This window comes from Streptomyces sp. NPDC059256 (assembly GCF_042753785.1).
In the GTDB taxonomy this organism is placed as follows: Bacteria; Actinomycetota; Actinomycetes; order Streptomycetales; family Streptomycetaceae; genus Streptomyces.
Genome location: NZ_JBHYZO010000001.1, coordinates 5,363 through 17,248 on the forward strand (window position 1 = coordinate 5,363; position 11,886 = coordinate 17,248).

The 11,886-nt window shown below is 69.3% G+C and carries 8 protein-coding genes; 2 read left to right on the forward strand and 6 right to left on the reverse strand.

From position 1 onward, the window contains the following. Positions 1-138: 138 nt before the first annotated feature. From ACFXJL_RS00030 to eccD, 6 genes are all read right to left on the reverse strand, one after another. Positions 139-585, reverse strand: a complete 447-nt coding sequence (locus tag ACFXJL_RS00030) for a hypothetical protein (protein WP_358878631.1) — start codon at positions 583-585, stop codon at positions 139-141. A gap of 14 nt (positions 586-599) precedes the next feature. Further along, a complete protein-coding gene (dapB, locus tag ACFXJL_RS00035) occupies positions 600-1,352 on the reverse strand; it encodes a 4-hydroxy-tetrahydrodipicolinate reductase (protein ID WP_358878632.1) in 753 nt (250 codons plus the stop codon). Between the two features lie 21 nt (positions 1,353-1,373). Further along, positions 1,374-2,753 carry a pitrilysin family protein gene (locus tag ACFXJL_RS00040; RefSeq protein ID WP_358878633.1) on the reverse strand — a complete coding sequence of 460 codons (1,380 nt, stop codon included), beginning with the start codon at positions 2,751-2,753 and terminating at the stop codon, positions 1,374-1,376. Next, positions 2,750-4,975: a polyribonucleotide nucleotidyltransferase gene (locus tag ACFXJL_RS00045; RefSeq protein ID WP_358878634.1), complete on the reverse strand. Its 2,226-nt coding sequence runs from the start codon at positions 4,973-4,975 to the stop codon at positions 2,750-2,752. Before ACFXJL_RS00045 ends, ACFXJL_RS00040 begins: the two co-directional genes overlap by 4 nt. Positions 4,976-5,286: 311 nt before the next feature. Continuing rightward, on the reverse strand, positions 5,287-5,577 hold the full coding sequence (rpsO, locus tag ACFXJL_RS00050; protein ID WP_030351649.1) for a 30S ribosomal protein S15: 291 nt from the start codon (positions 5,575-5,577) through the stop codon (positions 5,287-5,289). A gap of 201 nt (positions 5,578-5,778) precedes the next feature. Continuing rightward, on the reverse strand, positions 5,779-7,257 hold the full coding sequence (gene eccD, locus ACFXJL_RS00055) for a type VII secretion integral membrane protein EccD (protein WP_358878635.1): 1,479 nt from the start codon (positions 7,255-7,257) through the stop codon (positions 5,779-5,781). Positions 7,258-7,448: 191 nt separating this feature from the next. On the opposite strand from eccD, the gene eccCa reads away from it, so the two are divergent. Next, positions 7,449-11,402 (forward strand): type VII secretion protein EccCa, encoded by a 3,954-nt coding sequence (gene eccCa / locus ACFXJL_RS00060; RefSeq protein WP_384687988.1) that lies wholly within the window; start codon positions 7,449-7,451, stop codon positions 11,400-11,402. A gap of 101 nt (positions 11,403-11,503) precedes the next feature. Beyond that, on the forward strand, positions 11,504-11,749 hold the full coding sequence (locus tag ACFXJL_RS00065; protein WP_329023872.1) for a DUF397 domain-containing protein: 246 nt from the start codon (positions 11,504-11,506) through the stop codon (positions 11,747-11,749). Positions 11,750-11,886: the final 137 nt, after the last annotated feature.

The window sequence follows — 11,886 nt, forward strand, 5'->3', positions numbered from 1 at the left end:
TGTTGGGTTTCGCTTAACCGGACGGAGAGGGGACGAAATTCCCCATCCCCACGAACTAGGCGGGACCCCCCTGGGGTGACCGGCCTCTTCCGTCTGTCTTGGTCCGTGTCCTCGGCTGGGTGCGGAAAGACGCCCCGGCTACTTCGGGGGTGCCGCGTGGAGTGCGATGGCGCGTTGCATGGCCTTACGGGCCCGGGGGGTGTCACGGGCGTCGTGGTAGGCGATGGCCAGCCGGAACCAGGTGCGCCAGTCGTTCGGAGCCGCCTCCGTCTCGGCCTGGCGCTGGGTGAAGACCCGGTCGGCGGAGTCGCGGTCGATCCTTCCGCTGGGCAGTCGTACGAGGTCGTCCACGGGCAGGCCGCCCTCGGCTTCCAGTTCCGCGGCCAGCCGATGGGCACGGGTGACGAACTGGGTGTTCTTCCAGAGGAACCAGATGCCGATGACCGGCAGGATCAGCACTGCCACGCCGAAGGTGACGGTGATCAGCGTGCCCTGCTGGATGAGCATGATGCCCCGGCTGCCGACCAGGACGAAGTAGACGACCAGGGCGGTGGCCAGGACGAGGTAGGTGATCTTCGCGCGCATGATGGTCCGGGCCCTCAGGCCAGATCGAGGAAGTGTTCCAGCCCGAAGGTCAGGCCCGGAGTGGTGACCACACGGCGAACGCCCAGCAGGATGCCGGGCATAAAGCTGCTGTGGTGCAGTGAGTCGTGCCGGATGGTGAGGGTCTCACCCTCCCCGCCGAGCAGGACCTCCTGGTGGGCGAGGAGGCCGCGCAGCCGGATCGCGTGCACCGGGACGCCGTCGACATCGGCGCCGCGGGCGCCGTCCAGGGCCGTGGCCGTGGCGTCCGGCTGGGCGGGGCAGCCTGCTTCCGCGCGGGCTGCCGCGATCAACTGCGCGGTGCGGGTGGCGGTGCCGCTGGGGGCGTCGGCCTTGTTCGGGTGGTGGAGTTCGACGACTTCGACCGATTCGAAGTAGCGGGCCGCCTGCTGGGCGAACTTCATGGTGAGGACCGCACCGATGGAGAAGTTCGGTGCGATCAGCACTCCGGTCTTCGGTGAGGCGTCGAGCCAGCCGCCCAGCTGCGCGAGTCGGTCGTCGTTCCAACCGGTGGTGCCGACGACGGCGTGCATGCCGTGCCGCAGGCAGTAGTCGAGGTTGTCCATCACCGAGTCCGGTGTGGTCAGCTCGACCACGGCCTCGGCTCCGACCTCGGCCAGGGTCTCCAGTCGGTCGCCCCGGCCGAGGGCGGCGACGAGTTCCAGGTCGTCGGCGGCCTCGACGGCCCGTACCGCTTCCGACCCGATGCGACCTCGGGCGCCGAGGACGGCCACGCGCAGCTTGCTCATTGGTTTCTTTTCCTCGTGTGGTTAGGAGACCGCTTCTTGGAGTCGGTCCGCCTGGCGGTCCTTCAGCGGGCCGATCACCGCGAGTGACGGACGGTGGCCCAGCACCTCCGCTGCGACCGTGCGTACCTCGTCCGGGGTGACGGCAGCTATCCGCGCGAGCATCTCGTCGACGGACATCTGCGTTCCCCAGCACAGTTCGCTCTTGCCGATACGGTTCATCAGCGCGCCGGTGTCTTCGAGGCCGAGCACGGTGGAGCCGGAGAGCTGGCCGATCGCCCGGCCGATCTCGTCGTCCGTGAGGCCGTCGGACGCGACCCGGTCCAGTTCGTCCCGGCAGATCTTGAGGACGTCGTGGACCTGATTGGGTCGGCAGCCCGCGTAGACCCCGAAGAGGCCGCAGTCGGCGAAGCCCGAGGTGTACGAGTAGACGCTGTAGGCGAGGCCCCGCTTCTCCCGTACCTCCTGGAAGAGACGGGAGGACATCCCGCCGCCGAGTGCGGTGTTCAGTACGCCCAGGGCCCAGCGGCGCTCGTCGGTACGGGCGAGTCCCGGCATACCGAGGACCACGTGCGCCTGCTCGGTCTTGCGGCCCAGGAGTTCGACCTTGCCCGCGGTGCGCAGGGAGCGGCGGCCGTCGCGCGGGGCGAGCGGCACGGCATCGGTACGGGTGAGGGCGCCGGCCTTCTCGAAGGCGCGGCGGACCTGGCGGACGACGGTGGCGTGGTCGACGTTGCCCGCCGCGGCCACGACCAGGTGGGTCGGGTCGTAGTGCTTCTGGTAGAAGCGTCGGACCCGCTCGGCTGTGAGTGCGTTGACGGTGTCGACGGTGCCGAGGACGGGGCGGCCCAGGGGGGTGTCACCGAGCATGGTGTGCGCGAAGAGGTCGTGGACGCAGTCGCCCGGATCGTCCTCGGTCATGGCGATCTCTTCGAGGATCACCCCTCGCTCGGCGTCCACGTCCTCCTGGAGGATCAGGGAGCCGGTGAGCATGTCGCAGACCACGTCGATGGCGAGCGGAAGATCGGTGTCGAGGACCCGCGCGTAGTAGCAGGTGTACTCCTTCGCCGTGAAGGCGTTCATCTCTCCGCCGACCGCATCGATCGCCGAGGAGATGTCGAGGGCGGAGCGACGCTCTGTGCCCTTGAAGAGGAGGTGCTCCAGATAGTGCGTGGCGCCGTTCAGGGACGGCGTTTCATCGCGGGAGCCGACGTGCGCCCAGATGCCGAAGGTGGCCGAGCGCACGGAGGGCAGGGTCTCGGTGACGATCCGCAGACCACCGGGGAGGGTGGTGCGGCGGACGGTGCCGATGCCGTTCTCACCCTGGAGAAGCGTTTGGGTACGGGCGACGGCCCGCTCCTTCGAAGAGGGGCGGGCCGTCGCTCGTGAGCTGCGCGACGTCACTTGGCAGCGTCGTCCTTGTCCTCGGAGCCGGCGTTGTCGGACTCGCCCTCGATCACGGGGATCAGGGAGAGCTTGCCGCGGGAGTCGATCTCGGCGATCTCGACCTGGACCTTGGAGCCGACGGCGAGCACGTCCTCGACGTTCTCCACGCGCTTGCCACCGGCGAGCTTGCGGATCTGCGAGATGTGCAGCAGTCCGTCCTTGCCGGGCAGCAGCGACACGAACGCGCCGAACGTGGTCGTCTTGACGACCGTGCCCAGGTAGCGCTCGCCGACCTCCGGCATGGTCGGGTTGGCGATGCCGTTGATCGTGGCGCGGGCGGCCTCGGCGGCCGGGCCGTCGGCGGCACCGATGTAGATGGTGCCGTCGTCCTCGATCGTGATCTCGGCGCCGGTGTCCTCCTGGATCTGGTTGATCATCTTGCCCTTGGGGCCGATGACCTCACCGATCTTGTCCACGGGGATCTTGACGGTGATGATCCGCGGGGCGTTGGGGGACATCTCGTCCGGGGTGTCGATCGCTTCCATCATCACGTCGAGGATGTGGAGGCGAGCGTCGCGGGCCTGCTTGAGGGCCGCGGCCAGGACGGAGGCGGGGATGCCGTCCAGCTTGGTGTCGAGCTGGAGGGCGGTGACGAACTCCTTGGTACCGGCGACCTTGAAGTCCATGTCGCCGAAGGCGTCCTCCGCACCGAGGATGTCGGTGAGGGCGACGTAGTGCGTCTGGCCGTCGATCTCCTGGGAGATCAGACCCATGGCGATGCCGGCGACGGGGGCCTTCAGCGGCACACCGGCGTTCAGCAGCGACATGGTGGAGGCGCAGACCGAGCCCATGGAGGTGGAACCGTTGGAGCCGAGGGCCTCGGAGACCTGACGGATCGCGTAGGGGAACTCCTCGCGCGTCGGCAGCACCGGCACGATCGCGCGCTCGGCGAGCGCGCCATGGCCGATCTCGCGGCGCTTGGGCGAGCCCACGCGGCCGGTCTCACCGACGGAGTACGGCGGGAAGTTGTAGTTGTGCATGTAGCGCTTGCGGGTCACCGGGGAGAGGGTGTCCAGCTGCTGCTCCATGCGGAGCATGTTCAGGGTGGTGACGCCCAGGATCTGGGTCTCGCCACGCTCGAACAGGGCGGAGCCGTGGACGCGCGGGATCGCCTCGACCTCGGCGGCCAGCGTGCGGATGTCCGTGATGCCGCGGCCGTCGATGCGAACCTTGTCCTTGATGACGCGCTCGCGCACCAGGGCCTTGGTCAGGCTGCGGTAGGCGGCGGAGATCTCCTTCTCGCGGCCTTCGAAGGCCGGGAGGAGCTTCTCGGCTGCCAGCTCCTTGACGCGGTCCAGCTCGCTCTCGCGGTCCTGCTTGCCGGCGATGGTGAGCGCCTGGGACAGCTCGCCCTTGACGGCGGAGGACAGGGCCTCGTACACGTCGTCCTGGTAGTCCAGGAAGACGGGGAACTCGCCGACGGGCTTCGCGGCCTTGGCGGCCAGGTCGGCCTGGGCCTTGCAGAGGACCTTGATGAAGGGCTTCGCGGCATCGAGGCCGGCGGCCACGATCTCCTCGGTGGGCGCCTCGGCGCCGCCCTTGACCAGCTGGATGGTCTTCTCGGTGGCCTCGGCCTCGACCATCATGATCGCGACGTCACCGTCTTCGAGCGCACGGCCGGCGACGACCATGTCGAAGACGGCGTCCTCCAGCTCGGTGTGCGTCGGGAAGGCGACCCACTGGCCCTTGATCAGCGCGACGCGGACGCCGCCGATCGGACCCGAGAAGGGCAGTCCGGCCAGCTGGGTGGAGGCCGAGGCGGCGTTGATGGCCACGACGTCGTACAGGTGGTCGGGGTTGAGCGCCATGATCGTCGCGACGACCTGGATCTCGTTGCGCAGGCCCTTCTTGAAGGAGGGGCGCAGCGGGCGGTCGATCAGGCGGCAGGTGAGGATCGCGTCCTCGGAGGGGCGGCCCTCCCGGCGGAAGAAGGAGCCGGGGATCTTTCCGGCCGCGTACATCCGCTCCTCGACGTCGACCGTCAGGGGGAAGAAGTCGAGCTGGTCCTTGGGCTTCTTGGAGGCGGTGGTGGCCGACAGCACCATGGTGTCGTCGTCCAGGTACGCCACGGCGGAGCCGGCGGCCTGCCGGGCGAGGCGGCCCGTCTCGAAGCGGATGGTGCGGGTGCCGAAGGAACCGTTGTCAATGACGGCCTCGGCGTAGTGGGTCTCGTTCTCCACTAGTGATTTCTCCGTTACTTTGCGTCTTGTGTCCCTTCGCCCGTGTGGCGGGGGGACTGGGCGGAGAAGCTCTCGTTCCTGGGGCCGGTCTTCGATCGAAGCACCCGGGAGCACCGGCGGACCGGTTTCCGGGAGCCACTACCGAGGACCGGCGGCGGCGAGCCAGCTTCTCCCACAGGGGTGGTACGGGTGATGCGTCTTTATTGCTTTGTGTAACCACACCCAGAATAAGTGCCGGGTGGCAGGTCACGCACGTACAGCAAAAGGGAGCGGTTCCCTCGTCACGGGGGAACCGCTCCCTCCACGGCGTCTTACTTGGCGCCGCCGGCCGCACCACGGCGGATGCCGAGGCGGTCGACCAGCGTACGGAAGCGCTGGATGTCCTTCTTGGCCAGGTACTGCAGCAGACGGCGGCGCTGGCCGACCAGGATGAGCAGACCGCGGCGGGAGTGGTGGTCGTGCTTGTGGGTCTTGAGGTGCTCGGTCAGGTCCGAGATCCGGCGCGAGAGCATGGCGACCTGGACCTCGGGGGAGCCGGTGTCGCCCTCCTTGGTGCCGAACTCGGTCATGATCTGCTTCTTCGTAGCGGCGTCGAGAGACACTCGGTACTCCTTCGTGGTGTTCTTGCGCCCACGAGTGCCCCTGGTCTTGTACTCAGGGGAGCTTCCGTGACTCGGAGGCGAAGGCGCGATGGGCGCAGCTCCCAGAAGAACCGGGGGCGCGTACACAAACGGCCGTCACCCACAGTACCAGTCGTGCACCAGCGGCCCGGACGGGGACCGCCGGAGCCGTCGGTGGTGATGTCAGCTGGTCAGGGACCGTGCCGCCGAGTAGACGTCGAGGACGGCGAGGGAGAGCGGGACGAGGGAGAGCAGGACGAGGCCCTCGGTGAGGTCGAGGAGTCGGCCCCAGAAGGGTGACAGGCCCTTCTTGGGGATGACGAGGCCGATGGCGGTGATCAGTGCGGCACCCGCGGCGACGGCGGCGGCGAGCCAGACGGTGCGGATGTCGAGGCCGCTACGGTCCCCGTACATCACCAGCTCCTTGACGAGGTCGACGGGCGGGTTGAGGGAGAGGCCGAGGACCAGGAGCGCGATGGCGGCGATTCCGGCGACGAGGGCGCAGGCGACCTGCGAGGTGTAGCGGAAGAGGCGGGCGCGCAGGAGCATCGCGAGGCCGGCCGCGAGGGCGAGGAGCTGCCCCCAGAAGCTGCTGGAGAAGCCGAGGACCGCGGCGCTGCCGACGACGACCGCGGCGCAGCCGCCGACCAGGCCCAGGAGCATTTCATGGCCGCGGCGGGCCTGGAGGGCGATGCGCTCGCCGTCGACGGGCTCGGGTTCGGGCAGGGCGTGTGGGTCCGCGGGGTCGGCGTTGAAGTCGTCCTCGGCGGCGCTGCGGGGGGATGCGTAGCCGATGGGGAGCCGGGCGAAGCGGGCCGAGAGTCCGGGCAGGAAGGCGACGAGCCCTATGGCGACGGGCACGACGACGGCGGCGGTCTCGGTGGCGGTGGCCTCGGTGAGGATGCCGATGAAGGTGGCGAGGGTGCCGGTGGCGCTGAGGAAGGTGGCGGCCACGAAGGGTGCGTCACCGCTGGGGGTGAGGGCGACGAGGGCGACCGATGCGACCAGCACGGTGACGCAGCCGAGGAGGAACTGGAGCCGGCCGGGGCCGTCGCCGCTGTCGGGGGCGATGATGCCGGAACCCGCGATCAGGAGCAGGGGCAGTGCGCCGAGGCCGAGGGCGACGGCGGTGGCGCGGTCGGCGTAGACGCGGGCGCGCACCCCGGCGAAGGCGGTGAGGAGGAGTCCAGCGGCGCCGGCGATGATGCCGGGCAGGCTGTGCATGTCGTGGTGGACGGGGTCGGCGAACCAGAGGATGAAGCCCATCAGCACCAGCAGCACCACGCCGCCCAGCTGTCCTGCTGCGCGCAGGAGTTCGTCGCTCCACAGATGCCGGTCGCGGCGCACGGCGGACGCCACGGCGTCCGACACATCGTCATAGACGGCCGGGGGGAGGGACTCGGCGAACGGGCGGAGGCTGAGGACCTCGCCGTCGAGGATCTGTTGGGCCGAGAGCGTGCGGGCGCCGTCGAGGACCGTGCCGTCCCGGCGGACCAGGTGGTAGCCGCTGGGCGTGCCGGGGGTCTGGGTCTGGCCGGTGAGCCGCAGGATCTCCGGGTAGACGTCGGCAACGGCGATGTCTTCGGGAAGGGCGACATCGATCCGGCTGTCCGGCGCGACGACGGTGACGCGGCAGAAGCCGGTCGCTGCGGTCGTACTCACTGTCTGGTCCCCCTGATTCGCGGTTGCGCACACTGCGCGCGCCACCCTACCGGGACATCTTGGGCTGGTCTGCAAGTAGGATCGCCGTCGCGCGGAGGGGGCCCGCCGCTCACGGGGGCGTCGGTACGAAAGCTGCCCACCAGCATCCAACTGCACATGCTTTTCGTCCGTATCGAGGGATTGATGCTCCGGTGAGCCAGATCGTCGTGAAACGCCCGCCGAGGTCCCTGCCGCCTGAAGTGCCCACTGATGCACTGGCTCTTGAGCCACCTCCCGAGCTCCCGCGGGGGCAGCAGGAGGGCATGCTGATGCAGATCCTGCCGGTGCTCGGCATGGGGTCATCGGTGGTCTTCTTCTTCTCGCCGCAGGCACCTCCGTTCATGCGCATCATGGGTGTGCTGATGCTGGTGTCCACCCTGGCGATGGTGATCGCCCAGGTGGTGAGATTCCGTCGGGGTACGCAGGGGCAAATGGCGGATGTCCGGCGGGACTACCTCAAATACCTCGCCCAGACACGGCGGACCATCCGCAAGACGGCGCGCAGTCAGCGGGACGCCCAGCTCTATCTGAATCCCGATCCCGAACAGTTGTGGTCACTGGTGGCCGAGGGCTCTCGGGTGTGGGAACGCCGGGTGGGCGACCATGACTTCGGTCAGATCCGGATCGGGCTCGGTGCGCAGCAGTTGGCGACACCGCTGATCGCGCCGGACACCGCGCCGGTGGACGAGTTGGAGCCGTTGGCCGCGGGGGCGATGCAGCAGTTCCTGGCGGTCCACGGTTCGCTGGACGGCCTGCCGATGGCGATCTCCCTGCGCGCCTTCTACCACTTGACGGTTTCCGGGGAGCCGCAGTCGGCGCACTCCGCCGCGCGTGCTCTGGTGACCCAGTTGGTGACCCTGCACTCCCCCGACGACCTGATGGTCGCGGTGGTCGCAGCTCCGGGGTCCGTGGAGCGGTGGGACTGGACGAAGTGGCTGCCGCACACCCAGGTGCCCGGCCAGATCGACGGGGCCGGCAGCAAGCGGCTGTTCGGCGATGACCTCAGCGAGCTGGAGCAGTTGCTGCACAGCAGGTTGGAGGGCAGGCCGCGGTTCAGTCGGGACAACCAACCGGTGCTCGACCAGCCGCACATCGTCCTGGTGCTCGACGGCGGGATGGTGCCGCCCGACTCCCTGTTCGCGGCGGCCGAGGGGTTGCAGGGCGTGACCATCGTCGAGGTGGTCTCCGGCGACCTCGACGAGCCGCGCGGTGGACTGTCGATCGTGGTGCGCCCGGGGAGGCTGCGGCTTGCTTCGGGGCACCGGGTGGCGTACGAGGGGGTTCCGGACGGGATCTCGCTGCCCGCCGCGGAGGCGTTGGCGCGCCAGCTGGCGCCGCTGCGGACGGGCGGGGGCGACGACGACGAGCCGCTGTTGGCGAATCTGGACTTCACGGACCTGTTGAACCTGGGGGACGCGGCCAGCGTCGATGTGGCGCGGACCTGGCGGCCCCGGTCCATGGCGGAGCGGTTGCGGGTGCCCATCGGCGTCGGCGAGGACGGCCAGCCGGTGATGCTGGACCTCAAGGAGGCGGCGCAGGAGGGCATGGGTCCGCACGGGCTCTGTGTCGGCGCCACCGGCTCCGGAAAGTCGGAGTTGCTGCGGACCCTGGTGCTCGGTCTCGCGGTCACCCACTCGTCGGAGACGTTGAACTTCGTGCTCGCCGACTTCAAGGGTGGGGCGACCTTCGCGGGGATGTCGCAGATGCCGCACGTCGCGGCTGTGATCACCAACTTGTCGGACGACCTGACGCTGGTGGACCGCATGGGTGACGCGATCCGCGGCGAGTTGCAGCGGCGGCAGGAGTTGCTGCACAAGTCGGGCAACTACGCCAACATCCACGACTATGAGAAGGCCCGTGCCGCGGGTGCCCCGCTGGAGCCGCTGGCCTCGCTGGTGCTGGTGCTGGACGAGTTCTCCGAACTGCTGACCGCCAAGCCCGACTTCATCGACATGTTCATCCAGATCGGTCGGATCGGTCGTTCGCTGGGCGTGCATCTGCTGTTGGCGTCCCAGCGGCTGGAGGAGGGCAAACTACGGGGCCTCGACACCTATCTCTCGTACCGGATCGGTCTGCGGACGTTCTCGGCCGCCGAGTCGAGGGCCGCGATCGGGGTGCCGGACGCGTACCACCTGCCGTCGGTGCCGGGCTCGGGCTATCTGAAGTTCGGTACGGAGGAGATGACCCGGTTCAAGGCGGCGTACGTCTCGGGGACCTATCGCACTGGCGGGCCGGACCTGTCGGCCGGCCAGTTGCCCATCGAGCGACGGCCCGCGGTCTTCACGGCCGCCCCGGTGCCGGTGGTGTACGCGGCTCCCACGCCGATCACCAGTGGGTCCGCCCGTACGCACGAGGACGAGGCGCTGGCGGACACGGTGCTCGACGTGATCGTGCGCCGGTTGGAGGGGCAGGGCGTGCCCGCGCACCAGGTGTGGTTGCCGCCGCTGGACCAGGCACCGACCCTGGACCAGTTGCTGCCGGGGCTGGCGCCGACGGCGGACCGCGGGCTGACCGCGACGGAGTACACCCGTCCCGGGGGCCTCACGGTTCCGCTGGGGCTCATCGACAAGCCCTTCGAGCAGCGGCGCGAGGTGCTGTACCGGGACTTCTCCGGTGCCGCGGGACACATGATGATCGTGGGCGGTCCACAGTCGGGCAAGTCGACGCTGATGCGGACGCTGATCTCGTCCTTCGCCCTCACTCACACCCCGCACGAGGTCCAGTTCTACTGTCTGGACTTCGGCGGTGGCGGGCTCTCCTCACTGTCCGACCTGCCACACGTCGGTGGAGTGGCGTCCCGGCTGGACCCGGAGCGGGTGCGCCGTGCGGTAGCCGAGGTGCTCGGGGTGCTGAACCGTCGGGAGGAGTTCTTCCGCTCCAACGGGATCGACTCCATCGCCACGTACCGTCGTCGGCGCGCGGCGGGCGAACTCCCGGGTGAAGCCTGGGGCGATGTGTTCCTGGTCATCGACGGCTGGGGCGGCTTCAAGAACGACTACGAGATGTTGGAGCCGCTGGTCGCGGATCTGACCGCACGGGGGCTGGGCTACGGCATCCATGTGGTGATCACCGCAGCCCGGTACATGGAGGTGCGGGCGGCCCTCAAGGACCAGATGCTGGGCCGGCTGGAGTTGCGGCTCGGTGACGTCATGGACTCCGAGTTCGACCGGAAGGTCGCGGCCAACGTGCCGACCGGGGTGCCGGGCCGTGGTCAGGTGCCGGAGAAGCTGCACTTCATGACCGCCCTGCCGAGGATCGACTCGATCAGCTCGGCGGGTGATCTGGCGGAGGGGTGCGCGGCCCTGGTGCAGGCGTCCAAGAGCCAGTGGAACGGACCGCCGGCGCCCGTCATCCGGCTGTTGCCGCGCCGGCTGCCCGCGGAGCAGTTGCCGAAGGGCTTCGAGCAGCCGCAGCACGGCATCGCCATCGGCATCGACGAGACCAGCCTCGAACCGGTGTTCGTCGACTTCGAAACCGACCCCTTCTTCCTGGTCTTCGGCGAGAGCGAGTCCGGCAAGACCGCACTGCTGCGGCTGATCGCCAAGCAGATCACCGAGCGGTACACGCCCGAACAGGCGCGGATCGTGGTGGGCGACTACCGGCGCACCATGCTGGAGGCGGTGGCCCCCTCGCACCTGTTGGAGTACGCCCCGATGACGTCGGCCATGGAGATGCACATGGACGCCATCGGAACCGTCATGGGCAAGCGGGCGCCCAAGCCGGACATCACCCCTCAGCAGTTGCGCGACCGCAGCTGGTGGACCGGCCCACAGCTGTTCGTGATCATCGACGACTACGAGTTGGTGGCCACCGGTTCGGGCAATCCGCTGTCGGTGCTGGTGGAACATCTGCCGTTCGCCCGTGACGTCGGCATCCGCTTCATCGTGGCCCGCAGCTCCGCGGGGGCGTCCCGGGCGATGTACGAGTCGTTCATGCAGCGGATCAAGGAGTTGGGGGCGCAGGGCGTCATCCTCTCCGGGGATCCGGGTGAGGGCGACATCCTGGGCAACGTCCGGGCGCGGCCGATGCCTCCGGGACGCGGCACGTTCGTTTCGCGCAAGCGCGGCGCGCCGCTGATCCAGGTGGGCTGGCTGCCGGATCGCTGACGACCATAGGGTGTCCAGGGCCGTCCGAAGGGGCGGCCCGACAGCTGGCTCCCCTCCGGGAGGGCCCGCTGGTTCGACCGAACCGTGGGAGGGACGGCGCGATGGCTGACTCAGCCGACAAGGAACGCCAGAAGGACGAGTTGTACGCCCTCGACATCTCCGGTGTGGAGTGGCTCAGCGCCCCCGGCACCAGCGAGGACGAGGAGCGGGTGGAGATCGCCCATCTGCCCGGTGGCGCGGTCGCGATGCGCTCGTCGCTGGACCCGGACACCGTGCTGCGCTACACCGAGGCCGAGTGGCGGGCCTTCGTCCTCGGGGCGCGTGACGGGGAGTTCGACCTCACCTGAGTGCTTGCGTTCGGGTCGGGCGGGAACGGGCCGACCCGAACGAGGGGGGGTGGCGCGCCGCGGGGCGGGGCACCACCCCGCGCCTGGGGCGCCGGGGGCGGCAAGCAGATTGAGGAGCCGGGGGAGGGTTGGAATGT